General features: G+C 54.4%; 24 protein-coding genes. 17 read left to right on the top strand and 7 right to left on the bottom strand.

The window, feature by feature from the left end:
- Positions 1-149: 149 nt before the first annotated feature.
- Entirely contained in the window at positions 150-899 is a 750-nt protein-coding gene (locus AC2Q8J_RS03775; protein WP_486452137.1) for an SDR family NAD(P)-dependent oxidoreductase, read from the top strand.
- An 83-nt stretch (positions 900-982) separates the two neighbouring features.
- The gene (gene glpK / locus AC2Q8J_RS03770) at positions 983-2,461 is read left to right on the top strand and encodes a glycerol kinase GlpK (protein ID WP_486452136.1); all 1,479 of its coding nucleotides are present in this window, start codon (positions 983-985) and stop codon (positions 2,459-2,461) included.
- Here glpK and AC2Q8J_RS03765 read toward each other — a convergent pair.
- The 4 genes from AC2Q8J_RS03765 to AC2Q8J_RS03750 all read right to left on the bottom strand — a co-directional run bounded on the left by AC2Q8J_RS03765 (position 2,458) and on the right by AC2Q8J_RS03750 (position 7,737).
- The gene (locus AC2Q8J_RS03765) at positions 2,458-5,250 is read right to left on the bottom strand and encodes a putative bifunctional diguanylate cyclase/phosphodiesterase (RefSeq protein WP_486452135.1); all 2,793 of its coding nucleotides are present in this window, start codon (positions 5,248-5,250) and stop codon (positions 2,458-2,460) included. The two genes, glpK and AC2Q8J_RS03765, sit on opposite strands and share 4 nt — an antisense overlap.
- Positions 5,250-6,383 (bottom strand): hypothetical protein, encoded by a 1,134-nt coding sequence (locus AC2Q8J_RS03760; RefSeq protein WP_486452134.1) that lies wholly within the window; start codon positions 6,381-6,383, stop codon positions 5,250-5,252. The genes AC2Q8J_RS03765 and AC2Q8J_RS03760 overlap by 1 nt, the downstream gene beginning before the upstream one ends.
- Entirely contained in the window at positions 6,380-6,847 is a 468-nt protein-coding gene (locus tag AC2Q8J_RS03755; protein WP_286836959.1) for a hypothetical protein, read from the bottom strand. The genes AC2Q8J_RS03760 and AC2Q8J_RS03755 overlap by 4 nt, the downstream gene beginning before the upstream one ends.
- 167 nt (positions 6,848-7,014) lie before the next feature.
- Complete coding sequence (locus AC2Q8J_RS03750; RefSeq protein WP_486452133.1) at positions 7,015-7,737, bottom strand: DUF1499 domain-containing protein; 723 nt, start codon at positions 7,735-7,737, stop codon at positions 7,015-7,017.
- A 236-nt stretch (positions 7,738-7,973) separates the two neighbouring features.
- Here AC2Q8J_RS03750 and AC2Q8J_RS03745 point away from each other — a divergent pair, with 236 nt between their 5' ends.
- Entirely contained in the window at positions 7,974-8,750 is a 777-nt protein-coding gene (locus AC2Q8J_RS03745) for an SDR family oxidoreductase (RefSeq protein ID WP_204995604.1), read from the top strand.
- A gap of 22 nt (positions 8,751-8,772) precedes the next feature.
- Complete coding sequence (locus AC2Q8J_RS03740; RefSeq protein WP_486452132.1) at positions 8,773-9,468, top strand: EthD domain-containing protein; 696 nt, start codon at positions 8,773-8,775, stop codon at positions 9,466-9,468.
- 19 nt (positions 9,469-9,487) lie between these two features.
- On the opposite strand, the gene AC2Q8J_RS03735 is transcribed toward AC2Q8J_RS03740, so the two are convergent.
- Positions 9,488-10,375 carry a MerR family transcriptional regulator gene (locus AC2Q8J_RS03735; protein WP_286695029.1) on the bottom strand — a complete coding sequence of 296 codons (888 nt, stop codon included), beginning with the start codon at positions 10,373-10,375 and terminating at the stop codon, positions 9,488-9,490.
- A 157-nt stretch (positions 10,376-10,532) separates the two neighbouring features.
- Here AC2Q8J_RS03735 and AC2Q8J_RS03730 point away from each other — a divergent pair, with 157 nt between their 5' ends.
- The 7 genes from AC2Q8J_RS03730 (at position 10,533) to ung (ending at position 18,847) form a co-directional block, all read left to right on the top strand.
- Positions 10,533-13,007: a TonB-dependent receptor gene (locus AC2Q8J_RS03730; protein ID WP_486452131.1), complete on the top strand. Its 2,475-nt coding sequence runs from the start codon at positions 10,533-10,535 to the stop codon at positions 13,005-13,007.
- A 34-nt stretch (positions 13,008-13,041) separates the two neighbouring features.
- On the top strand, positions 13,042-13,722 hold the full coding sequence (locus tag AC2Q8J_RS03725; RefSeq protein ID WP_424144118.1) for an START domain-containing protein: 681 nt from the start codon (positions 13,042-13,044) through the stop codon (positions 13,720-13,722).
- A 115-nt stretch (positions 13,723-13,837) separates the two neighbouring features.
- Complete coding sequence (locus AC2Q8J_RS03720; protein WP_486452130.1) at positions 13,838-14,692, top strand: metal-dependent hydrolase; 855 nt, start codon at positions 13,838-13,840, stop codon at positions 14,690-14,692.
- Positions 14,689-15,687, top strand: coding sequence for an alpha/beta fold hydrolase (locus tag AC2Q8J_RS03715; RefSeq protein WP_486452129.1), 999 nt, complete (start codon positions 14,689-14,691; stop codon positions 15,685-15,687). The genes AC2Q8J_RS03720 and AC2Q8J_RS03715 overlap by 4 nt, the downstream gene beginning before the upstream one ends.
- Positions 15,684-17,234 carry a flavin-containing monooxygenase gene (locus tag AC2Q8J_RS03710; RefSeq protein ID WP_486452128.1) on the top strand — a complete coding sequence of 517 codons (1,551 nt, stop codon included), beginning with the start codon at positions 15,684-15,686 and terminating at the stop codon, positions 17,232-17,234. Before AC2Q8J_RS03715 ends, AC2Q8J_RS03710 begins: the two co-directional genes overlap by 4 nt.
- A gap of 20 nt (positions 17,235-17,254) precedes the next feature.
- Positions 17,255-18,064 carry an SDR family NAD(P)-dependent oxidoreductase gene (locus AC2Q8J_RS03705; RefSeq protein WP_486452127.1) on the top strand — a complete coding sequence of 270 codons (810 nt, stop codon included), beginning with the start codon at positions 17,255-17,257 and terminating at the stop codon, positions 18,062-18,064.
- Positions 18,065-18,160: 96 nt separating this feature from the next.
- Positions 18,161-18,847, top strand: a complete 687-nt coding sequence (gene ung, locus AC2Q8J_RS03700; protein WP_424142832.1) for a uracil-DNA glycosylase — start codon at positions 18,161-18,163, stop codon at positions 18,845-18,847.
- Positions 18,848-18,851: 4 nt separating this feature from the next.
- Here ung and ygfZ read toward each other — a convergent pair whose 3' ends face one another.
- Positions 18,852-19,877 carry a CAF17-like 4Fe-4S cluster assembly/insertion protein YgfZ gene (gene ygfZ, locus AC2Q8J_RS03695; RefSeq protein ID WP_486452126.1) on the bottom strand — a complete coding sequence of 342 codons (1,026 nt, stop codon included), beginning with the start codon at positions 19,875-19,877 and terminating at the stop codon, positions 18,852-18,854.
- 215 nt (positions 19,878-20,092) lie between these two features.
- Here ygfZ and AC2Q8J_RS03690 point away from each other — a divergent pair, with 215 nt between their 5' ends.
- Positions 20,093-20,353, top strand: coding sequence for an FAD assembly factor SdhE (locus tag AC2Q8J_RS03690; RefSeq protein WP_027872700.1), 261 nt, complete (start codon positions 20,093-20,095; stop codon positions 20,351-20,353).
- A complete protein-coding gene (locus AC2Q8J_RS03685) occupies positions 20,316-20,774 on the top strand; it encodes a protein YgfX (RefSeq protein ID WP_486452125.1) in 459 nt (152 codons plus the stop codon). The genes AC2Q8J_RS03690 and AC2Q8J_RS03685 overlap by 38 nt, the downstream gene beginning before the upstream one ends.
- Positions 20,775-20,809: 35 nt before the next feature.
- On the opposite strand, the gene nadB is transcribed toward AC2Q8J_RS03685, so the two are convergent.
- Entirely contained in the window at positions 20,810-22,405 is a 1,596-nt protein-coding gene (gene nadB, locus AC2Q8J_RS03680) for an L-aspartate oxidase (RefSeq protein ID WP_486452124.1), read from the bottom strand.
- A 193-nt stretch (positions 22,406-22,598) separates the two neighbouring features.
- Here nadB and rpoE point away from each other — a divergent pair, with 193 nt between their 5' ends.
- From rpoE to AC2Q8J_RS03660, 4 genes are read left to right on the top strand one after another with little or no spacing between them, the layout of a single operon-like run.
- Entirely contained in the window at positions 22,599-23,195 is a 597-nt protein-coding gene (gene rpoE, locus AC2Q8J_RS03675) for an RNA polymerase sigma factor RpoE (protein ID WP_027872698.1), read from the top strand.
- A 2-nt stretch (positions 23,196-23,197) separates the two neighbouring features.
- Complete coding sequence (locus tag AC2Q8J_RS03670) at positions 23,198-23,776, top strand: sigma-E factor negative regulatory protein (RefSeq protein WP_286694021.1); 579 nt, start codon at positions 23,198-23,200, stop codon at positions 23,774-23,776.
- The gene (locus tag AC2Q8J_RS03665) at positions 23,777-24,670 is read left to right on the top strand and encodes a MucB/RseB C-terminal domain-containing protein (RefSeq protein ID WP_288362741.1); all 894 of its coding nucleotides are present in this window, start codon (positions 23,777-23,779) and stop codon (positions 24,668-24,670) included.
- A complete protein-coding gene (locus AC2Q8J_RS03660; protein WP_424142836.1) occupies positions 24,670-25,149 on the top strand; it encodes a SoxR reducing system RseC family protein in 480 nt (159 codons plus the stop codon). Before AC2Q8J_RS03665 ends, AC2Q8J_RS03660 begins: the two co-directional genes overlap by 1 nt.
- Positions 25,150-25,246 lie beyond the last annotated feature (97 nt).

The following is a 25,246-nucleotide window of genomic DNA, read 5'->3' as shown; positions in this document are numbered from 1 at the left end:
ATGCCGACTGACATATTGGGTCACTAATTTCATTTGCTTCTCCTACTTTTGGGTGTTTACGCCAACGTGACAGTTGCCGATGCTTGTCGGTTAGCCGTTGGCGCAGCGATACTGCGCGGCGAGTTCATTGAAAATAATTAGGAATAGCTATGACTCGATTTGAGAACAAGGTGGTAATGGTGACTGGTGCGGCGTCGGGGATAGGTCGTGCGGCAGCCCTCAGGGTGGCATCGGAGGGCGGCAAGGTCTTTTGTACGGATATTAACGAAGAAGCCTTGCAAGAACTGGTAGCGGACATTCAGCAACAGGGCGGGGAAGCCATCGCACAGCGGTTTGATATTTCCGCCGAGGGCGCTGCCGAGGACTGCCTCGCCAGTTTGATCGCGCAATGGGGAAGGCTGGATGCACTGGTTAATATGGCCGGTATTTTGCGTTTTAGTAATGCCCACGAGACGCCCCTGGAGGTGTGGCAGAAAATCATCGCGGTAAACCTGACCGGGACCTTTATGCTGTGTAAAGCGGTACTGCCTGAATTGCTCAAAACGAAGGGGGCGATTGTGAATGCCGCCTCAACGGCGTCGCTGCAGGGGCTGCCCTGGGGCGTTGCCTACGGTGCAAGCAAAGGCGGCGTGCTGGCGATGACCCGCAGTATTGCCGTGGAGTATGCAAAGCGCGGTGTCAGGGCGAACTGTGTGTGCCCCGGTGACATCAACACCGGCATGGTGGAAGGCCTGAGCTTCCCCGAGGATGCCGATTTTGACCTCCTGAACCGAATTACCTCGCTGAGCGGCGCGAAGGGGCCGGAAGTGGTGGCTGGCGCTATCGCATTGTTGGCCAGTGATGACGGTATTCATATTACCGGTGAAGAAATACGGGTAGATGGCGGTATTCTTGCGTGATTTTGCCGACAAATCGCCTTGTGTGGTGGGCCGCTGCTGTTTAGTCTTGCTGCGTTTAGTAGATGACTTCAGCGGAGTGACGTATGGCGACCTACCTTCTTGCCATTGATCAAGGGACGACCAGTTCCCGGGCTATTGTTTTTGATAATCGTGGCAAGATCTGCGGTGTTGGGCAGCAAGAGTTCACCCAACATTACCCCAAGGATGGCTGGGTAGAGCACGATCCCGAGGAAATCTGGCAAACTACGCTGGCGAGCTGTAAAGCGGCGATCAGCGCAGCGGCAATCACGGCTGATCAAATTGCCGGTATTGGTATTACTAATCAGCGCGAAACAACGCTGGTATGGGATCGAAAAACGGGTGAACCCGTTTATCCAGCAATCGTTTGGCAGGATCGACGAACCGCCGATTGGATTTCTCAGCTTAAGGAGCAGGGCCTAGAGGGAACTGTAAACAAGCGCACAGGCTTGCTGTTAGACCCTTATTTTTCTGGCAGTAAGCTTGCTTGGATACTCGATAATGTTCCGGGGGCGCGCCAGCGTGCCGATGCCGGCGAGTTGGCCTTTGGCACGGTTGACTGTTATCTGCTGTGGCGTCTGACCGGTGGGCGAGAGCACGCAACCGATGCCAGCAATGCCTCGCGGACTCTACTGTTTAATATTCATCGTCAGTGCTGGGATGAAGATCTTCTGGAAATGTTCAATATTCCTGCGTCGCTGTTGCCTGCGGTGAAAAACAGCTGCGACGACTTTGGCGTTGCCGACGCCTCACTGCTCGGCGCTGAACTTCCCATTGCGTCGTTGATCGGTGATCAACAGGCCGCGACCGTCGGGCAGGCTTGCTTTAAACCGGGCATGGCAAAAAGCACCTATGGTACGGGTTGCTTTGTCATGCTCAATACAGGCAACCGCGCATTAACCTCGACAAACCGCCTGCTGACGACGGTGGCATACCGCATTAACAATGAAGTCTGCTATGCCCTCGAAGGCAGTATATTTATGGCCGGCGCGGCGGTGCAGTGGTTGCGCGACGGTCTGAAATTAATCGGTTCGGCAGCTGAAACCCAGGCGCTTGCTGAGAGCGTTGACAGCGCGAATGGCGTGTTCATGGTGCCGGCATTTACCGGGCTGGGCGCACCGTATTGGGACCCCGATGCACGCGGGGCTATTCTCGGACTGACCAGGGACACGGGTATTGCGCATATTGCCAGAGCGACGCTCGAGTCCGTCTGCTATCAAACGCGCGACTTACTTGAGGCAATGGCAGGCGACGGCGCTGATATTCAGCACCTGCGTGTGGATGGCGGCATGGTTGTGAATGATTGGCTGGTGCAGCGCTTATCCGATACCTTGGCCTGTCATTGCCAGCGCCCTGCGGTGACAGAGACAACCGCCCTCGGCGCGGCATACCTGGCTGGCTTACAGCTAGGCTTGTACGCCTCATTGGGTGAAATTGCGGATATGTGGCGCGAGGAACGCAGCTTTATGCCGGCCATGAGCGAGATTGACCGAGAGACTCGTTATCACGGTTGGAAGAAAGCCGTCGCTCGGGTTCGTAGTTAAACGCGGATACTCAGATCCAAGGCGCTTATCGGCACAGGGCGGCTGATGTAGTAGCCTTGGATGTAATCCACTTGCATGCTGCTTAACACGTCCATGGCGGCTTTTTCTTCAACGCCCTCAGCGATGACTTTCTTGCCTAGGCTGTGGCTCATTTCGATGATGGACCGTACCAGCGCCTGGTCGTTTTCCCGCTCATGGATAAAACGAATAAACGCCTGATCAATTTTGATGTAGTCCACCGGCAATTCCCTTACATATTCGAACGAGGTGAAGCCGACCCCGAAGTCGTCCAGAGCGATTTGTGCACCGCTCGACTTGATCTGTTCGAGCAGGGTGCGAGCATTGTCGATGTTTTCCAGTGCATCAGTCTCAACGAGCTCGAAAATCACGGCATCAGGTGTGACGCCCGTGTCATCAATAATTTGCGTGAGCCGTTCTGAAAAGTCGGGCTGTTCCAGTGTTGGCGCCGTTATATTGATGCTCAGTTGAATGCTTACCCCGGCTTGTTGCCACGCTGCCAGCTGGCGCAGGGCTTTCTCGATAACCAAGTAGTCGATTTGTGGCATCAAGCCTGACTCATTAGCAATGCCCAGGAATTTGGCGGGGGCGATAAAGCTGCCTTCGTCATCGAGCATTCTGACTAGGCTCTCACAATGACTAATGCGCTGGCTTTTTAGATCGATGATCGGCTGGTAAAAAAGGACGAGGCGGTTATTGTTCAGTGCTTGTACAAGCTGCTCTTTCAGTAAGTATTTTTCCTGCCGGTTTTCACGGCTGTCCTCTTCATCAGCATAGTAGACATGACCCTTGGCCTTATTTTTCATTCTTTGCATCAAGGACGTGGCATTGGAGAGTAATTCGTCCACAGTGCAGGCATCGCGTTCGTACTTGTCGACGATGACCGTTGCGTTAATAGACTCGGTATGATTGCCGAGGGTTATTTCAAAGTGACTGATGGCATCGAGCTGCTGCGGTGAGGCAGGAGGCTGTGAGGCAAGCAATACACAGTATTCCCCCGATCCGGTGCGCGCTAGCAAGCACGAGTTATCGAGGATCTGACTAATATGGTTCGCGAATTTGCGTAGTAGGTCGTCACCGCAGTCAAAGCCGAAGCGGTCGTTGAACTCAGAGAAATTGTCGATATCGACCATGATCAGGCTTATGGCTTGCTCGTCCTCAAGTAGGTGAATGCGACGGTCGGCCTCTTCAATAAAGGTACTTCGATTGAGCAGTCCGGTGACTCGGTCGTGTTCGCCTAACCAGCGCAGGCTTTCCTCGGCACGTCGGGTTTCGGTAATGTCTACGCCCAGCGACAGGATCAGCTTTGTGCTGTCTAACTCAACAATTGAGTGAGTCCAAAGGAAGTCGTGAATTTGCCCATTAGCCGCGAGGAAGGGCAGTTCATTTTGAAATTTCCGCTGATTTTTATCGGCCATATTTTGCAGTGAATTGCTGAGCGTGACATCGCGCTCCGGATCGCGAACCCACTGATTGATATTGGCATTGACGGGTAGGTTGCTGTTTAAGCCGCTGAGCATGCGTCCCATCGCGTTGATGTTCTGAATCGTGCCATCTAAGCGGTGTGTGACGACGACCATTGGCGAGTTTTCCAGCAGCATTTCATTAAACTGCTTGGCTTCTGTTAGGGCGTGAACCTTGTCTTGAAGTTCATACTGGTGGCGAGCGATATCATTGTTGAGCAGTTCCAGCGCATCGGTTACCTGTTCTGCCGTGTCGTGTAAAAGGTCAATTTCGTCGGCATAGTGGCGATGTCGTGGGACGGTGCTCAGGGCCTTGCGTGCCTCGTCAAATCGCGAGGCAGATAAAAGAGGCAGGGTTTCAGTAATCGTATTGAGTTTGCTCAGAGGAGGCCGCAGCGTTAAGTAGACGACGATAATCACGAGTACCGAGGTGGAGAGGGCGGCAATGAGTATTTCGCGCAGCGTTGCTCTCGCTAGCGAGGAAATATTTGATTCGTCAGAGATAATGGCCAGATGCAGGTTGCCGCTCGGCATTTCAAAATAGCGTGCCCCAAGGTAGGCACCATTTGTCGGCCCAAAGAATGTGCCGCTCGAAAGGAGGGTTGAGCCGCTCGTTGCCAGTATACCTGCCAACATCTGGGCGCTTTTGTTGCCATGACTGGAGAGTAGTGTTTGTTGGGCGACATCATCGCTTTCTGCCGATGAAAAAATAACCAGTTCGGCGCCAGTAATATCAAAAAAGTCTTCAACCAACAGCGAGGCTGAGCGATTGATGTTTACAATTAGCTCGTTGCCATCATCGTTTATTAGTGGAATAAAAACGCTTTGCGTGCAGCTTGGGTTACAGATTATCGAGGCGTGTGGTCGCTGGTTTTCAGTAATACTCGCTACTGCGAGCTGAATGTCCTGCTCACTGGGCTGGTAGCTTGTGCCTTCAAGGTGTGCTGACGCTAAGATGGCCCCGTTTATCGATATGAATACCACAGAATCGATGCCCGACATTAACGACGGCGGCGGTACATTGTTGTTGCTAATTGCTTCGATACTGGGGAGCTGGTAGTGATCGGCGCTGCGAAATAGCTCTCGGCTTGAGCGCTCAACAAGGGTTTTAAAAGTAGATTCCAGCCGCTGCAGACGCTTGTGCACACCGGCTTCATAGTCATTTAGGGTGTTGTAGTAGGTGAGCGCCCCCCGACCAAACATGATCAGCGTGATCATAACGAAAATGATGGCGCACAGTTTTTGAAATAGGCTCAGCCCCTTCACAGTCTCCCGCAGTTGTGCGGAATGCGGCAGCTTTGAGTTCATTAGAAACGGTAGCCGATCATGACCGCGAGCATTTCGGTTCGCTCACGGGTACCATTTGGGTTGTCTATGTCGGGAATGCCTCCGGTGCCGCGCATGCCCATCAGGTCGGCAGCAATCGTCCAGTTTCGCGATGGTGACCATTTAGTGCCGACGACGAGGTGTTGTGTATCCGTCGCGTTGCGGTTGTCACGGTCATTCACGCTGTACTCAATGCGGCTATGTAAGCTGATTTTTGGTGATAGCCGGTATTCAGCCTGAAGGTAGGTCGCTTCAATATCATTTTTGGCGTTGCCCATTCGGCCTGCCTCATATTTTACGGTGGTGAGGCTGTATTCCGCGGTAAATGACCAGCCCTGCAGGTTGTGCTGCGCTGACAGCACGTAACCACTGGCGTAGAGATTTAGGCCATCAGCGCCCATAAAGTTGGTGTCGAAGTCTAAGCCAACATTGTACATCGACAGAGCGAAGCGGCTGCGCCCCCCTGACATCGCGTGAGAAAACTGCGCAAAAATGGGGTGGTCGAGACTACCCTGTGCAATCAACTGAGAGGTTGATGTGCCGAGCAAGTTCTTAATAACATCTTTCGACAGGCGTTTATTCCGCCCTGCAGTCAGCGAAAAGCTGGTCGTAGAGTCCTCGGCGTCCCAGTAGCTGTAGAGCTGAGCGCCATCAGATGAAAACAGCAGCTCTCTTAAGCCGTTGCCCTCGTAGTAGATCGCTTGCGGCATAAGAATGCTGGGCCGGGTAAATAAGACATCCCTTGTTTCATTGTAAAAACCGTAGGCATTGCGAACGCGCCCAACACGGATACCCAGTCCGGTGACATCATTTTCTATTGCTTTATAGTCGGCAAAAAGAAAATCCACGCGAAGGCTGCCGTTGTCGGTGGCGCCGGCATCTCTGCTAAGTAATTGCCCGGCAAAATTGAGAGAGTTGTTAAGCCGCCAATTCGCGTTCAGGCCAATTTCGGTCAGTTCGGTAGACCCGCGTTGGCTGTCGCCGTAAAAATTGTTGCTGTCACTAAGCAAGTAACCTTGTGACGCAAAGCCGTGAATTTGCCCACCCGGGATTTCCAGCGCTTGTGTCGCAGCTGGAATAAGGGCGAGTAGCGAGACAATTGCATATTTATTCATGGCTGTAGTCCGGTGGGCACGATGGCGTAGTACTGCTGCTTATTTACCGATAATTCGCCAGGCGCATATCCAATGGCACCAGGAGTAGAGGTAACAATCCTCCGCAGCTCCTCAATATCTTTTACTGTGGTTGGCGGTGTTCCCACGCCGCTGAAAATCACGCGATCCCACTGGTCTCTAAGAACATAGGGGTAGATTTTCAGTACCGTTTTGCAGAAGTTTTTATGCAATGGGTGGTTGTCGGGGAGTACAAAAACCTTGATAGGTGTTTGGTTTTCCCAGCTGCGCTTTCGCAAGGAAAATATCGCCCGCAGGGTGCTGGTGTTGAGCTTGTCGAGATTCACGCTTTCGTGTGCGATGAGCGTGACGGGGGTGCCCGCCGATGAAAAGTTGCAGGCGAGGAAAGACCACAGCAGCAAGGTTGCTACAAGCCAGCGGGGGCGATTAAGTGACCCTATGCCCACAGTGCTGTGGCCTCCGTATTAGTTGGGGTCAATTAAGGAGAGGAATCATCGACCCTTGGCTTCATGCACGAGTATTTCGGTTTCGGAGATGGTTACTCATTCTCGCGAGGACGTCTGTTAGGGTAAACCGAAATAAACGTCCTTCGTCCACCTACTATAGACCGCAACTACGGTTGTTGCATGGTGTGTAAGCGCTGGGCCAGCTGTGCATTGAAGCGCATGATTCTCTCGGCGTTCGCGCCGAGATCACCCTTGCCAACGCGTGATACGGAGCGCAGGTCGATTTTGCTGCCACCCTCGGTTTCTTGCAGCCGGATGACGATGTCGTCGGTAAAGCCAAACCAGAAACTTCGGCTTGTCGCCTCTATGTGGCCGGGTTGTTGGTAGTGTATTTCCCAGCCCATGTCCTGCGCGGTGATGATGCAGAGCTGCTGAGCGCGATCCAGCGGCAAGGCAGTGGTAATCCCTGCGAGATCTGGGTAGGCCGCGCGCTGTATGTCAGCGACCTCTTGGGTGTAGCGCAGCGGGTTGTCGCCCGTCTTGCGTAACGACGCTGCTGCAATGAAACTCGGCGGTGACACCAGGTCAGTACTGATGTTGTGGATCAGAGGGCGATTACTGCCGGAAAGTATATTGAAGGCCATAAAACCGATGGCGGGTAGCGCAATAACGGCGGCGCGGCTGAGCCTTTTTTGATCATTTGCATCTTTGCAGCGACGGCTAAATAGGGCGGATAGTGTGATGGCGCTTAGCGAGAAAAGTGCCGAAGCGGCAAAAATCAGCAGCCCCACTCTAAAATGGGCGAGGTCGGCGCGCACGGTAACGGCGCTTGCTACCAGCATGATCAGTGATAAATAGGCGAGCCTCTCGGCCAGATAGACGATGCGCATTGTGTCTCCCGTGTCGCAGAATAGGTGGCTAGCACGCTGAGCGTAGTCGATACAAAGGATAATTAAAATGACTTGCAGGCGGTGTTTTTGCCACTGAATTCTTACCAAAGCGTAATTGCGTCGCGCTATGTTTTTTCACGATAGCGTGATTTACTGTTCTGGTTATAGATGTGTAACTCATCGCCAGTGGGCCGCTCCACTGGCGAGACTAATTTAAGAAGAAAGAGGTTTTTACGATGGGTAGAGTCGCCGGGAAAGTCTGCATTGTGACAGGCGCTGCAAGTGGAATGGGTAAAGCTGACGCAATCATGCTGGCCGCTGAGGGCGCGAATGTCGTGCTGACCGATCTCAATGAAAAAGATGGCCAAGCAGTGGCCGAACAGATCGGTGAGAAAGCGATATTTATCAAGCACGATGTGAGCAGTGAAGCGGATTGGCAAAATGTTGTGAATACCGCTGTGGAGACGTTCGGCCGCTTGGACGTGTTGGTAAATAACGCTGGCATGATGGCTCTGGGCAACATTGTAGAGTGCAGTTTGGAAGACTATCGCCGGGTAAACTCGGTAAATAGCGAAGGGGTATTCCTCGGTTGTAAAACGGCGATTCCTGCTATGGAAGCCAGCGGCAATGGCGGTTCGATTATTAATATGTCTTCAGTGGCGGCACTGCACGGTATGTCTTTCGTTGCCGCCTACAGTGCCAGTAAAGGCGCTGTGGCCGCATTGACTAAGGCAGTGGCGCTGTATTGCCGAGAAAAACGTAACGGTATTCGTTGTAACTCCATTCATCCCGATGGCGTGAAAACCCCGATGGTATTCAAAGTTGCCACCGGTGCTGAGACCGCTAGCCGCGAGGAGATTGAGTCCTTGTCTACCGAGGCAAACCCAATGTGTGAGCCCGAGGATATTGCCGCGTTGGTAACTTACCTGGCCTCGGATGAGTCTCGTTTTGTCAACGCCGCAGAAATGCTGATCGACAACGCCGCTACGGCAACGCCACCCATCGGTATTTAATTTAGCAAGGGGCTCTCTGCCAATGCGCAAGATACAAATTTTTTTGTGGGCCTCTGGGTCTGCCGAGGACTTTTTTGACCGTGTATTGGCGGATGTTCCGCCCGCGCTGCTGGCGTTGGAGGGGCTTTGCCGCCTGCAACTAAACCTTGCCGATGGCGACGTTGCGGCGGCCGCTGAAAAGCGTATCGCCAGCGACGGCGTGGCACTATTTAATGCAATGTGCAGTTTTTATTGCGAGGCGGATGAAACGCTTGATCAAGCCATCGCGGTGCTTGCAAACGTTGCGGCTAAGGTTGCGGTGTATCAGGTGGAGGCAGAAGAGCCTCTGCGAAATACCCGGTATCCGGTCGCAGCTGGGCAGCGCACCCCGGGTTTTAGTCAGGTGGCACTGCTGCGTTGTCCTGAATTTCTGACATACGAGCAGTGGCTGGGCTACTGGAAAAATACCCACACCCAAATTGCCATCGACACACAGTCCACCTTTCGCTATGTGCAAAATCGTGTGGTGTCGGGGCTGAACGAGGACGGCGGCGCCTATCAGGCGATCGTCGAAGAGTGCTTTCCTGCTGAGGCAATGACCAGTGCAGAGGCGTTCTACAACGCAGATGGCCAGCCCGAGCTCTGCCAGCAGCGTATGCAAGCCATGCTGGAGAGTTGCGCGAAGTTCATCGACTTTAACGAAATCGATGTTCAGCCCACCAGTGAGTACTGTTTTTAACCCACGCCTTGGCGGCGGTTTAATCTTCTTTGGGTAGCTGCTTTAAAATGGACTCGAGCTTGTCTGCCAAAAAGCGGCTTGCCGCGTAGTCCATAGCCCGACCTAATTCCGCATCTACTACAATTTGAGCGAGGGGACGCAGGCGCCATACTAACTCGGCAATTTGCGGAAACTCCTCTTTGGGCGGAAGGGGCTGTTCACCGTAGGGCTCGAGCACATGCTGAGTGACCAGTTTTACAAAGGAGTCTGCGACGGGCTGCACCTTGCCCCGCATTAGGGTGAGGATCTCGAGCAGATCCTCGAGTGGAATACCGGTTTTACACAACTCCTGGGCGACCTTGAGGGTGTTCATACTGGTCACCCGCAGTTGCGCGCCGTTGACCGAGAATAAGTCCAACTCAGCCGCTTTTTTTATTGCTGTCGGCGTCAGTTTGGTGCCAAACATTTTTACCATTTCGGTCATTGGCAGGTTGATTGGGTCTTCCTTCCCCCAGGGCGAATTTATCGCCGACTCCATTCCCAGTACTTCACTCAGGCCAATGCCTTGCTCCATTGCCGAGAGCAGTTCCCTGATTGAGGAGAGGGTATAGCCACGCTCCAACAGGTTACTAATTAGTCGCAGTCGCGAGAGGTGCTGGTTGTTGTAAATGCCTTTGCGGCCGCGCAGCGCCGGTGGTGGCAGGACACCGCGGTCCTGATAGGCGCGGATGTTGCGAACGGTGGTGTTCGCCGCCAAAGCCAACTCCTCAACACTGTATTCACGTTGCTCACTGTCGCTTGTGGCATTGGCCTCTGCCCCTTGGGGCAGGTATTGAGCGATGTTGTTCATGGTGTCTTCGGGGAAATGCATTGGCTTTTTGCTGCTCGGACTGGGTTGAAGGCTTGGCAGGCGTACATGAGCTGCCATGAAAATCTATTCTAATCAAAGGCTTGAGTAATTTCAGCCCCGGGTGCATGTCGGTACTGCACAAAAATGCCGTCACTGTGTTGACAAGGCGACGGTCGCCATTTATGTTTCATCAAATAATGTAACATAATAAATTGCAACATAAGGGCGTGTCATAATGGGTAGTTTTAGCATATTACGCGCGGGCGGCATAGCGCTGGCCTGCGCCGTTCCGGTGTCTTCGTTTGCGGCGAAACTTGAGGAGGTGCTAGTCACTGCCCAGCATCGCGAGCAAAGCTTGCAAGATGTGCCCGTTTCCGTGAGCGCCATCGGCGGCGAAAAAATGCTCGAAGCGGGCATTAACCGCATGGAAGACCTGCAGGCCTACGTACCCAATCTTACTGTCACTGAGAGTGGTATCAGCACCGATATCTACGTGCGTGGTATCGGTACCGGCATGAACCAGGGGTTCGAGCAGTCGGTAGGGATGTATGTAGACGGTATTTATTATGGGCGCGCCCAGTTAGCCCGCGCGCCTTTTCTCGACCTTGCGCGCGTTGAAGTGTTGCGCGGCCCGCAAAATATTCTGCAGGGCAAGAACAGTATTGCCGGGGCGATCAATATTATTACAGCGTCGCCCGGCGATGAGCTTGAGGGGCTGTTTTCCGCGCTTTACGAACCAGAATTTGATGAGAAAGTGGTCGATGTGATGTTATCGGGGCCAATTACCGACAATTTTGGTTTGCGGTTTTCTGCGCGCTTGCGGGAGTTTGGTGGCTATATGGAAGACCTCAATTTAGATATTGAGGGACCTCAGTACGACCAGGCCACGTTTCGCTTGAAGGGCACCTGGGATGTGACTGACCAGCTGCGCGCCGAATTAAAATACGAGCGGGGCAAGTTTGACACCGTGGGGCGTCACGCTGAGATCATCAACGATGAACCTTCGACGTCGAGCAATTTTGTCTTGGCGGGGCGCACACAATCGGAAATTCTTGATCGCAGCTTTTATCCTCCTTTTTTGGACGTTGATACCGACGACTCGGTTCGAAATAACTATCTCGACTACAAGGGGCACTCCAACGGAAATTACAGCAATAATGACACCAATAACCTGACGCTGAATGTCAGCTGGGTTAGCCCAGGCGGTCATGAATTTCGGTCTATCACAGGGATTCTCGATTACCAGTACAACGACTTGTGCGACTGCGATGCCACTGCCGCAGAGTTGTTTAAGTTTGAGATGGAAGAGGACTACCGTCAGGTCAGTCAGGAATTTCGCTGGGTCTCTCCCGGTGGGGAGTTTGTGGATTATATCGCCGGGGTGTATTTCCAGCAGAACGACTTGCTGTTCAATGATGAGTTAATTCAAGACTCGAACCTGGTGGTAGAGCTGTTAAATGCCGCCGACTTCATAGAGGGCGGTGCCAGGGGCGATCTTGACCCCTTAACACTGGCTGCAGACCCCTACGAAATCCTGGGTTTTGGTGATGCGGGGAATGCCATTAGAGACATTAAAGGCCCCCGGGAATTTACCAGTAAATCCAAAATTGCCTCGGCGTTCCTGCAGGCAACCGTCAATCTGCACGATACCTTGCGGCTAACCCTGGGTGGCCGTTATACCTATGAAAACAAGAAGGGAAGCAGAAAGCTGACAATTACGGATCTTGATGGCAATGAATTGCCGCAGGGTGAGGTAGACACGGTGGCAGCAATCACCTTTGCGATGGAGCGCCATGACTTACAGGGCGAGCGCAGCGAAAGCCAGTTTTCGCCGCTGATAAATGTGCAGTGGGACTATTCCGATGAGGGCATGGCATATTTCACGGCGACAAAAGGCTTCAAGGCAGGGGGCTTTGATGCGCGCTCTAACCAAACGCCAGAAGCTGAATTGACCTATCGCAACCCCAACGCACTCGCACCGAATCAAACCATTCTTGAGGGCACCTTCGAATACGATGAAGAGGAGGCCCTGAGTTATGAGTTGGGCCTGAAAACCGGCCTGTTTGACGGTGCCGCAGAGTTTAATATTGCCGCGTTCTACACCGAATACAGCGACCTGCAGATCAGTATTTTTGATGGCAGCATCGGCTTCCAAGTGGGGAATGCCAAGGAGGCTGTGACCATGGGTATCGAGATGGACGGTCGCTGGCAGGTTACAGACTATCTCACTCTCGGGGGGGCGCTGGCCTTGCTCGATTTTGAATTCAAAGATTTCCAAAATGGCCAGTGTCGCCAGGACCAAGCGCCCGACGCACCCAATGGCCGCGACTGCGATTATACCGGGTGGTCGAACCAGTATGTGGCGGATTGGTCGGGTACCTTTATTGTGGGTTACGTTCGACCTATCAGTCCCACCATCGGCATTGGCGCTTCGCTGGATGTCATTTTCACCGATAAATACAACCCTTCCAGCAACCTTGACCCGCGCGTTGAGCAAGAGGGTTTCTACAAATTCAATGGCCGTTTGGGCGTGGGGGCCATTGACCAAAGCTGGGAGCTGGCGCTGGTTGGCAAAAACCTGACGGATGAAGTGATTGTCGTCTATGCCGCCGATACCCCACTTGCCAAGACACTGTTTGGCACGACCAGTCACACAGGGTTTATTGAGGCTCCGCGTTCAGTTGCCCTGCAATTCAGTTACCGCCTGTGAGTGCCGAGCGGCGCACGCTGAAAGAGGACAGATAATGATGACGTTGATGAAGAAGTTTACCGGCGCCGAGTGGCTGGCCGCAGTGTGTTTGATGATGCTGGCTACATTCAGCCACGCCGCAGAGTGGCGCGAAGAAAAGCGCGAGCAGGGGATAGCGGTATTTACCCGTGAGGTGGCGAACTCCGCTTTCAGGGAATTTCGCGGTGAGGCAAAGGTGGACGCGGAGATTAACCAGATTATGGCAGTGCTCGATGATACGGAGGCCTTTACCGAGTGGATGTACAACTGCCGGCAGGCGGTATTACTCCATAAGTCGTCGTTGTTGGATCGCTATCAGTACTTATTAAATGATTTCCCTTGGCCTGCCGCTGATCGCGAAATGCTAATTCGCAATCAAATTAGTCAGGACCCGGCAACCAGAGTGACGCGAATTAGCCTGGAAAGTGTCGCCGAGGATGAGCTGCCGGCGAGCAGTCGGGACGCTGTTCCAAAGGCCAAAGGTGTTAAGCGGGTTACCGCGTTGCGTGGGTTCTTTGAGTTAACGCCGCAAGAAGATGGCACAACAAACGTGGTGTTTCAGCTGCATCTGGACCCTGCCGGCGGCTTGCCCTCTGGCCTGGTTAATAGCCTGATTGTGGACAACCCGTTCGAGACCTTAAAGCAATTGCGCGTTGTCGTTCAGCAAGCGCAATACCAGAATTTCAATCCGTTCTAGCCCCAGCGGGCCAGACAAAAAATAAGTCAAAATTAATTTGACATAGATTGATGTAACATTAATTATACATCAAATGGTGTAACATAAATTTATGGCTCATCAGGAGGCGCAAGCTATGAAAACAACAGTGATGCCCATAAGACGTAATTTAGAATTTAATCTGCCCGCAGATCGGGTTGGCGATTGGCATGCAAAAGGGGTTCATGTCAGTCATTTCTTCAATGCGATGTCGCTGTTTTTTCCCGACGGTGAGCGCTTCTTTATCGACAGCGTGCGCGCGTATCGTGATGAGGTGACCGACCCGGAACTGAAAGAGGCAGTGCGCGGCTTTATTGGTCAGGAAGCGATGCACGGCCGCGAACATGAAGACTATAACGATGCCCTGGAGCAGCGGGGCATGCCGGCAAAGCGCAACTCACGGATTGTGCTTGGCCTGCTAAACATTACCCGAAAGATTGAAGGGCGCGCCGGGCAGTTGGCAATCACAATTGCCCTGGAACACCTAACCGCAATCTTAGCTGATATTGTATTGCGAGAGCCGCGCACACTGGCGGGTTCAGAGCCGCGCTTTGCCGCTATGTGGCGCTGGCACGCCCTGGAAGAAACCGAGCATAAGGCCGTTGCCTTCGATGTGTACCAGCAAGTGGTCGGCAAGGGGCCGTTGGCGTATTTTCGCCGCTGCCTCGCCTTGATCGTTGCCACGCTGGTGTTCTGGGTGATGGTGATTCCCATCCACATTGGCATGGTAGCCCGAGAGGGCAAGCTATTTAGCCTGACGGGCTGGCTGGGTGCATTTAATTTTCTGTGGGGCTCGCCGGGTACGTTGCGCCGGGTTATTCCGGATTGGCTCGATTTCTTTAAACCAGGCTTTCACCCCTGGGATCACGACAATCGCCGTTATCTAGAGACCGTCGATGAACTGGTCGCCGAAGTCGAAGGCTATGACAAAGCAGCCGGAGCGGCCGCGTGAACACCTTAGCGGTGCCAATTTCCGATGAGGCGGATGCGCTGCTGCAAATGCAGCAGCAGTTTCTGGCTGGCCCACTTGCTCAGCACGATGCGGCAGTGCTTTCTGCCTGGCAGCCAAAGGCACGTTCGCTGTGGCGCTGTTTGCAGCCAATTATGGCGCTGCGAGCAGGGATGCGTCAGGCGGTCTCGATGATTGATGGTCACCGAGTTCAGTACTGGGTAGGCGGACAGGCGGAAGGGCCTACCATGCTGTTACTGCATGGCTTTGGTGCCAGTCGCGAAAACTGGGCGTTTTTATTGCCGAGACTGGCGCAGACGTTTCGCTTATTGGTGCCCGATTTACCGGGTTTTGGTGTCAGCGAATTCCGCTACGGTGCTGAGTATGCACTGAGTGCTCAAGCGGACAGAATGGCGGCATTCCTGGCTAAACAAGGGGGTGGCCCTGCCTACGTGGTGGGCAGTTCAATGGGTGGGGCAATTGCCGCGCAACTGGCGGCTCGCCATGCAGAATCCGTGGCGGCGCTGTGCCTAATGAATGCAGCCGGTGCCCCCGGTAGCAGAATGAGCGTGTTGGAAAGTGGCTTGGCCGCCGGGCGCAACTACCTTGCGCCAAAACAACACAGCGACACCGCCAAGGTAATGGCGATTTGCCTACACCGCCGTCACCGGCTAATGGGGATGGGGTTAGCCTGGGCAATGGCCGGAGAAATGTGTCATCGCCACCCCGTGAATCAGTATCTTTTCGAGTCTCTCGTGACGTCATTGCACGATACATGGTGTTGTCTGCAGGGGATATCCGCACCAACGCTGGTGTTGTGGGGCGATAGCGACCGGGTACTTGATGTGAGTTGCAGTGACGCTTTTCGGCAGCAAATTCCCCAGAGCCACGTGATGGTGATGCCGGGCGTTGGTCACCTGCCGATGTTGGAGGAGCCCGCGGCGACGGCGAATGTGCTTCGTGATTTTTGGGTCGGCAAAATGGAACTATCACTATGAATGCGAATATCCATCAGCGAGCGCAGGACACTGTGTTGGACGTGGCGATTATCGGTGCGGGGTTCGGTGGGCTAGGCCTGGCTATTCAGTTGCAGAAGCAGGGTATCAATAACTTTCAGCTCTTCGAACAAGCGGAGGACGTTGGCGGGGTTTGGCGCGACAATCTCTACCCGGGAGCGGCCTGTGACGTGCCATCGCATCTCTACTCATTTTCCTTTGAGCCCAATCCTCGTTGGGGGCGCTTGTTCAGCCCACAGCAAGAGATTTATCGCTACCTGCGCCACTGCGCGGATAAATATCAGTTGCGGCCAAAAATTCGCTTCTCCACGCGGGTAACCGCGGCTGACTATTGTGAAAGCGGCGCTCAGTGGCGTTTGGAGTTGGCAGGCGGGCACCCCGTATTTGCGCGTGCTGTTGTGGTTGCCATCGGCGCTCTGAACATTCCTCAATACCCCAATATCGAGGGTATTGAGCGCTTTAAAGGGGTGGTGATGCACACCGCACAGTGGCAGCGCGATGCTAACTTACGCGGCAAGCGTGTTGCGGTGGTGGGTACTGGCGCTAGTGCTATTCAGGTGATTCCCGCTATTCAGCCAGAAGTCGGTTCACTCACGGTATTTCAGCGTACGCCGCCCTGGGTGCTACCCAAAAACGATCGCCGCCTAACCGCGGATGAACACACGCGTTTTCGCCGGTGGCCGCTGTTGCAGCGGATAATTAGGCGCCTTCAGTATGTGAAGATGGAAAGCGTCTTGCCAGCATTTATCTGGGACAGTCTATTCACTCGCTTGGGCGAGTGGGCCGGGCGCAAATACCTGCGCAGCGTTGTTAAAGATGAAGCGCTCAGAAACGCCCTGACACCGCAGTACTCGATGGGCTGCAAGCGCGTATTGTTGTCTGATGATTATTACCCCGCGCTCTGCCAGAACAATGTAAATGTGGTGGCCGACGGGGTAGCGCGTATGGATGAATCGGCGATTTATAGCAGTGACGGTGAACGGCACGAAGTCGATGCGGTGATTCTTGCTACCGGTTTCAAGGTTCCCTCTGCGGGTGCGCCAATGCCTGTTCGCGGCTTGGGTGGGCGCTCTCTTGAAGAGGATTGGGCTGAGGGGGCCGAGGCGTACAAGGGCATTACTGTGTCTGGCTACCCGAACTTGCTTTACCTGATGGGCCCTAATACCGGCCCCGGTAATACCTCCGTTATCTTCTACATCGAGTCGCAGATTCGCTATGTGCTGCAATACTTGCAGACGCTGCGCGAACGGCCAGATTGTGGTCTGGACATCAAAGCGGATGTGCAGGATCAGTACAACAAGCGTATTCAAAACATGTTTCGTGGAACGACCTGGATGTCGGGCTGTAACAGCTGGTATCTGACCCAAGATGGCCGCAACACGACGCTATGGCCGGGGTTTTCGTGGCGCTACCGCCTGATGACGCGCCGCTTTGCCTTGTCGGACTATCGTGTTGTCGCAGCGGATAGCGCCAAACCGGCATTATCCGCTCACGAACCCCTTGCACTGGATTGTGCAGAGCTTCCCTAAGTGTTCAAAGAGGTCTATTGATGACTAAGGTAAAACAGGTTGTTGCCGTATCGGGTGCGGCGTCGGGAATTGGTTTAGCGCTGGTAAAGCAACTTATTGGGGAGGGCTGCGCAGTCGCAGCCTCGGATATATCAGCAAAAAATTTGGCCGCCTTGCGCCCGCTCGCGGATGAACAACACTTGCTGCTTAGTTGCGTTGACGCTGCTGAGCAGACGGCTGTTGCCCTCTGGGCCGCAGAGGTAAAAGAACATTTCGGACGGATTGATGCGGTGATAAACAATGCGGGTGTGTCGCTGAGTTGTCATGCCGCGGAGCAGCCCCGAGAGCACTTTAGCTGGCTGATGAATATCAATTTTTGGGGTGTCGTCAACGGTTGCGAAGCGTTTTTGCCTTACGTAAAGGACGCGGGTGGCTGTATCGTCAATATATCCAGCTTGTTTGGCCTGCTGGCGGTGCCGTCGCAGTCGGCCTACAACGCGGCAAAATTCGCCGTACGTGGCTACTCAGAGTCTCTCCGTCAGGATTTAAAGGGCAGTGGCGTTGCGGTGCTGACCGTCCACCCCGGCGGTATTAAAACGAATATTGCGCGAAACGGGCGACATTTTCATGACCTTCACGGCCAGGAGAGTGATTTGGACGCCACAGCGGCAAATTTCGACAAGGTGGCGCGCACCAGCCCCGAGCGAGCTGCAGCGAAAATTATTCATGCCATGCACCGCCGCCGTCGACGTTTGCTCATTGGCAGCGACGCCGTTTTTCTGGATTGGGTTCAACGTTTATTTCCCGCCAATTACGATCGCTGGTTGGCGCCACTAATACGTTTATCGTAACGTTTGCTTTGGGCTGCCCTCAGCCCTTTTTTCTTACTACCTGAGCGAGGGCGCTGCTGTTATGCTTGCCGGCTTGTAAATAGCGGAGGAGTGCAGGTGAGCGCTACGATACAGCTAGAGCCGTCCTGGCTTGAGGAATTGCGTGGAGAGTTCGAGCAGGAGTATATGCATACGCTGCGGCAATTCTTGCAGCAGCGTCGCGAGCAGGGGGCACAGATTTATCCTCGCCCGTCTCAATGGTTCGCCGCGTTAGACAGTACGCCTTTCAAGCAGGTAAAGGTAGTGATCTTAGGGCAGGACCCTTATCACGGCCCTGGCCAAGCCCACGGCTTGTGCTTTTCTGTGCAACCGGGGGTAAAGCCGCCGCCGTCGCTGGTCAATATTTTTCAAGAGCTGCAGAGTGATTTAGCGATCGAACCTGCGCAGCATGGTTATCTGCAGTCATGGGCTGAGCAGGGTGTGCTATTGCTCAACAGTGTTCTCACGGTCGAGCAAGGACAGGCGGGTGCTCATCAGGGCAAGGGCTGGGAACGGTTCACCGATGCAATCGTGTCTTCGCTAAATCAACATCGCGACGGTTTGGTGTTTTTACTGTGGGGCTCTCACGCACAAAAGAAGGGCGCTGCGATTGATTCGAGCAGGCACTGCGTCCTGAAGGCGCCTCACCCGTCGCCGCTGTCGGCCTACCGAGGTTTCTTCGGCTGCAAGCATTTTTCTCAAGCCAACGCCTATTTACAGGCGCGAGGGCAGACACCTGTCGATTGGCGCCTACCTTCTGCGTAACGATTTACAGGTCCGGTAGCTCATAGGGAAGCGGTAGCAGTGTGACGCGGTGCTTGCCGTCGGCGGTAAAGATAGGCGAGTTCACCGCATCAACCGCGAGTACCGCCAGCAGTATGCTGTGGTCATCTGCATTATATAGCGAAACGAGCTTGCCGATACTCTGCGTGTCACCGTCGCCAAACAGCTCCGTAGCATCGCTTTCATTTATTAGGGCATCCACTTTCGCAGCGTAGAGACGGCGTTTGAGTTTGCCTCGATATTGAATGCGAGCGACGACTTCCTGGCCGGTGTAGCAGCCCTTTTTGAAATTTACCGCGCCCACCAACTGGTAGTTCAATTGTTGGGGCAGGAAGAGGTCCTGTGTTGCAGCGTGCACCTCGCCGACCCCTTGCAGGATGTTATCTCTCTCCCAGTCAGCGCTATCGCAGATGGCGACGCCGTCACAGAGCGCGGGCCAAAGTTCGGCGGCGCGCGTGTCGGTGAGCCAGCATTCATAGCGCAGGCCGTCGTCGTCCAGTTGAACGATGATCGTGTCAGGGTCTACGGTGAGGCTCTCCAGCGCCGCGCTGGGGGCGGCGCCGAAGTGGGTGCGCAAACGCTGCCTGGCGCCGGGGCCAGCCACACCAATGGCAAAGCGCGTTCGGGGCTGATCACCAATTTCGGCTTTTGAGAACACAATATATTTTTTCAGCAGGCTGCGGGTGTTTTCACAAATATCGGCACGCATACGCAACAGGGCCAGTGTTTCGGAAGGCTGAGCGCCGATAAAGCTGCTCAGCACGCGACCTTTGATATTGCAGTAAGCGCCGCGACTGGCCTGGGCCGGGGTGATCGCGCGCCAGTCGCAGCTGGTTTGCCCCTGCAAAAAAGTGCTGCTGTCAGGTCCATCTACGTGTAAAAAGTCGTACTGAAAGAGCGGTGATACCCAGTCGGCTGCGCCGTGTTGTTGCTCGCCGCTGGCCCAGAAGCCGCTCGGTTTGATTTGGCTCTGGGGGAATTGCTTAGAAAGTAGCGCTTCAAATGTGCTCATGGGTCCTGTGCTACCGCTTCGTCGGTACCGTGTGGTGAATGAGGGATAGTATTCTGGTGTGATTTTCACGCCTTTCGGTTAGACGCTAACCGCTTCGCGGCGTGAATTACCAGTGGCGGGGGAGCTTTGACTGCAATACTGGCTCAGGATCACGGTATACTATACAAGTAAATGTCGCCAATGTTGGTGGCTCTCCCTTTATGCAGTGGAAAATAATGCTTTCGGAAAACGAGATCAAGCGAATTTACTGGGCCTGCCGGCGTGGCATGCTCGAATTAGACCTAGTTATGGTGCCTTTTTTTGAGCAGCGCTTCCGGTCCCTCGACGAGCGCGATCAGCAGCGTTTCATTCGCCTGCTTGAGAGTGAGGATACTGAGTTATTCCAGTGGTTTCTGGGAACCACCAGCCCGGAAGACCCTGAGTTGGCCAGTATTGTGAATGATATCAACGCATTCTCCCGCGCCGCTAAGGCTTGAGCTGCGCGCTTCGCGTATCGGCTTTTGCGTATTTTGCCTGCTCGCCGCGTTGGCGCTAGTGCTTACACCCACCATCGCTCCGTCGGTTGAGCGTTGGGCGGGGAGCGCCTTCCTGGCAGCGAGCGCCGTGTTGCTTCTTCAATGTATCGTGCTGGCCTACGTATGGCGGATTTGGCGAAAAACGCGGTCAGTTATTTTCGGCAACGGTTTGGTGTTACACGTAGACGGCCGCGGTTGGCGAGCAGACATTGAGGGCAAAGTCGTGGGCCTGGACCTCTGCTGCCAGTACTTCTCCCGTCATTTACTGGTATTACAGCTTTGCGCCGATGGTCGGTGTTGGTCGCTACCGATACTAGCGGATCAACTAAGTCGGGAAGACTTTCGCGCCTTACGGCGCGCTCTGTTACATGGCCGTTGGTAGCGTATCACTGTCTGTCATTACCCAAGCGCTGCAGTTTAGCTCGTGCTCTGATGACCGTAATTGTCAGGTACCAATACGGTGTCTTGCGCCGTGGGCAGCGTGGCGGGGTAGTCCAGCGTGTAGTGGAGGCCTCGGCTCTCTTTCCGTTGCATGGCGCTGCGAATAATCAGTTCAGCAACCATGGCGAGATTGCGCAGCTCCAATAAATCATTACTGACTTTATAATTGGAATAATATTCAGCAATTTCCTGCTGTAATAGGGCGGCGCGGTTCAGTGCCCGCTGCAGGCGCTTGTCGGTGCGTACAATGCCGACGTAGTCCCACATAAAGCGCCGTAATTCGTCCCAGTTGTGCGAAATGATCACATCTTCATCAGAGTCAGTCACCATTGACTCATCCCAGGGTGGCGCAATAAGCGGTGCGCTGAGGTCGTTGAGGCGGCTGTTGATATCTGCTGCGGCCGCGCCGCCATAAACAAGGCATTCGAGCAGTGAGTTACTCGCCAGGCGATTTGCGCCGTGCAGTCCGGTAAAGGCGGTTTCACCGATGGCGTACAGTCCCTCAACATCGCTGCGGCCGCGTTGGTCGACCATCACGCCACCGCAGGTATAGTGAGCGGCGGGAACGACCGGGATCGCTTCGCGGCTGATGTCGATACCGAGCTCAAGGCAGCGCGCTTTAATAGTGGGAAAGTGCTCAAGCAGGAACTCTGAGCTTTTATGGCTAATGTCTAGGTAGACGCAGTCGCTGCCGAGCCGCTTCATTTCATGGTCGATGGCGCGCGCAACAACGTCGCGAGGGGCGAGTTCTCCGCGCTCATCATAGCGCTGCATAAAGCGCTCGCCTTTGGCGTTGAGCAATTTCCCACCTTCTCCCCGTATGGCTTCGGTGATAAGGAAGGACTTCGCCTTGGGGTGATACAGGCACGTGGGGTGGAATTGATTGAATTCCATATTCGCGACCCGACAGCCCGCACGCCACGCCATCGCAATACCGTCGCCGGTAGCGCCGTCAGGGTTGCTGGTATAAAGGTAGGCCTTGTTTGCGCCCCCGGTTGCCAAAACGCTGGCGCGGGCGTGGAACAATTCCACATGGCCGCTGTCTCTGTTAAGCACGTAGGCGCCATGACAGCGTCCGTCGCGGACGACGAGGTCTATTGCGACGTGACGGTTAAATATCTCGATATTGTGGTGCTCTTTGGCTTTGGTGCTCAGCGTTGTCGACACCGCGCGGCCCGTAGCGTCAGCCGCGTGAATAATTCTGCGCTGGCTATGGCCGCCCTCCCGGGTGAGGTGTAGTTCGTTGCTGTCGTTGTCAAAACGGCTGAATTGGACACCTTGAGCGAGCAGCCAGTCGATACTGGCGCTGCTGTGCTCAACGGTGAAGCGCACGGCGTCTTCGTGGCAAAGTTGTGCGCCGGCGTTCAGGGTGTCGCTGACATGGGCATCGATACTGTCATTTTTATGGAGGACAGCGGCAATACCGCCTTGAGCCCAATAGGTTGCGCCCTCGTTGAGCTCGCTCTTGCACAGCACGGCGACTTTGGCGTGGTTGGCAAGCTGTAGCGCCAGTGATAGGCCAGCAGCGCCGCTGCCGATAACTAGCACATCGTGGGCATGGAAATGGCTCATTGCGGATGTTTGCTCCCGAGGCGGTCCGGCGATACTATGCCGTCGGAGTTTAAGAGGCGCAAAGTATACTGGTAGCTGCGCCGCAGACCAACACGCGTGGTGTTCTCACGCGGTAGTTTAAGGACAGTAATGTTAGAACTTCTTCAAAATTCGCTGGTCTATTTGGCAAGCGCTGCTGATCGACCATTGGTGAATGTACATGAGCCAAGCTAAACAGGCAGACCAGCAGCTCGTTGAGCGAGTCCAGCAGGGGGATAAGCGTGCCTTTGATCTGCTGGTACTTAAGTATCAACACAAAATATTTGGTCTGATATCCCGCTATATCAAAGATAGTGACGAAGTGCAGGATGTTGCCCAGGAAGCCTTTGTTAAAGCCTATCGGGCTTTGCCCAAGTTCCGTGGGGACAGTGCCTTTTATACTTGGTTGTATCGCATTGCGATCAACACGGCGAAAAACTATTTGGTCGCTCGCAACCGTCGCCCGCCGGGCAGTGACGTGGATGTGGCTGATGCCGAATATTTTGAGGGGCCGTCTGCTTTAAAAGAAGTCGAGACGCCAGAGAACCGCTTGTATGGCGAAGAGCTAAAAAATGTGGTTCAGGACGCGATCAAAACTTTGCCTGAAGATTTGCGCGCAGCGCTAACTCTGCGTGAATTTGATGGTCTCAGTTATGAGGATATTGCAGCGGTGATGGATTGCCCTGTCGGAACAGTGCGGTCGCGAATTTTCAGGGCTCGCGAGGCGGTGGATAGTCGAGTAAGAGCCCAAGTGAGTGGCGAAGAGGTGTAAATATGAAAGATGGCATCAGAGAATCTCTGTCGGCAATGATGGATGGTGAAGCCAGTGAGCTTGAGTTGCGCCGAGTTCTGCGCTCAGAAGATGCGGCCTTGCGCGCGGAGTGGGCGTCGCTCCACCGCAATCAACAGGTGATGCATGACGGCGAGCTGCCGTTTGCCGGGTTCGATATTTCGGGCCGAGTGATGGCCGCGATTGACGATGAGCCAAGCGCGGTGAAACGCGGCTCGTCCTGGCGCCAAGCGCTAACCGGTATGGCCGTCGCTGCCAGTGTTGCGGCAGTCGTCGTGTTCGCCGGCAGTGAACGTATGCTCGGCGGTGGCACCTCAATGCTGGCGGCGTCGGAGACGTCGGTGAGCAGCGGCCGTGTTTACCCCGCTCAAATGTCACCTGCCAATGGCGGTGTTCCTGTAAGTGCCATAGCAGGGGGTACGCCCAGTATGAGCCCAGCAGTGAAGAGCGAAGCCGACAAGCGTTTCGACGTATTGCTTCGCAAGCATACCGAGCGGGCGTCGCTCAATAATGGCCAAGGCTTCGTTTCGTATGCGCGGGTGGTGTCTCAGGAGTCAGAATAAGTGCGTTGTCGTGTGATATTGGCGGTCGCTGCGCTGGCGTTTAGTCAAGTCAGCTGGGCGAATGGTCCGGAAACGTGGCTGAAGCGAATGACTGACAGCCATCGGACCCTCAACTATCAGGGTGTAGTGACTTACCAAGTCGACGACCGACTTAGCAGTTTTAAGGTCAGTCATGTTGTCAAAGATGGTCGCGAGTACGAGTCACTCGAAGCGCTAAGTCACGGCGAGCATGAGGTGATTCGTCAGGGGCACGATATTAGCTGTGTGCACCCCGGCCCTGAATTATTGCATCTTCTTGCCGGTGACTCGCCAGAAGCGAAGCAATTGCAGAAGCTTTACCATTTGTCCCTTCGAGAATCGGGCAGCGTTGCTGGTCGCGCAGCAATAGGGTTGTCGATTCAGCCTAAAGACGTATACCGCCTTGGATACCGGCTCGCTCTGGATAAAGAAACGGGGTTGTTGTTGCGCTCTGAAATCGTTAATAAGCGCGGCAAGGTGCTTGAGCGCTTTGAGTATGTTGTGCTCGATCTCAGTTTTGATGAGGCAGCGCTTGAGCGCGATGAGTCACAGCTCATCGCACACCCCCCCGTTGGCGAGCAAGGCAGCGTCCCAGAGGTTAACTGGCGCTTATCCTGGCTGCCTGATGGCTTTACGCCCTTGGCCGTTCGTGATCAAGCGCCGAGCATCAGTTACACAGACGGCTTGGCGGTATTCACGGTTTTTGTTGAGTCCACCGAGGGTGCCGCGTCGCAGAGTGATAGCCATATGCGGCGAGGCGCGTCAGTAAGTTACAGCACTACCCACAAATCGCGTGGCGTACGCGTGTCAGTGGTGGGTGAGATTCCCATGCTGACCGCGAGACAGGTAGCGCTCGGTGTGGAGTGGCCTGAATAATGATTTGTGAGCGCGGGCGTGTTGTCGCTGTGGAGACGTCGGCTCTGTGGGTAGAGACCGTGTCCCAAAGTAGCTGCGCCAGCTGCTCTGCGAAGAAAGGCTGCGGGCAGGGGCTCATGAACAGTTTGCACGATGGTCGCCGCAATCAGTTGCGTATCGCGCTAAATGGGCTCCCCGCGAGTGACTACCCCGTGGGGAGCGATGTGGATATCGCCATTCCCGAGGCAGCGTTAGTGGGTGGTGCGTTTATTGTCTACCTGCTGCCTTTGCTGAGTATGATCCTCGGTATGCTTGCTGGGAATAGTTTGTCGGGCAGTGAGAGCGTTGCTGCAGTGTCGGCACTGGCGGGTTTTTTGCTGGGGCTTGGCGGTGTGCGGGTCCACGCACTATTGAGCCGAAACAGCGAGCGTTTTCAGCCCCGTTTAGTCGGGCATCATGGCCGAGCGTCCGCCGAGCCACTGCAGTTTTTCGAGCATTAATAGGCATTTAGCCGCCTCCTGTGACAATACACATAGCTTAGGTAGCGGGCTTTGCGATACAATCGCGCCTTTATTTTCCTCAATGGCTTTGTCCCGG

The organism is Spongiibacter sp. C9W (assembly GCF_057370015.1).
The sequence above is the reverse complement of the archived record's forward strand: the minus strand, read 5'-3'. Positions and strand labels throughout refer to the sequence as shown.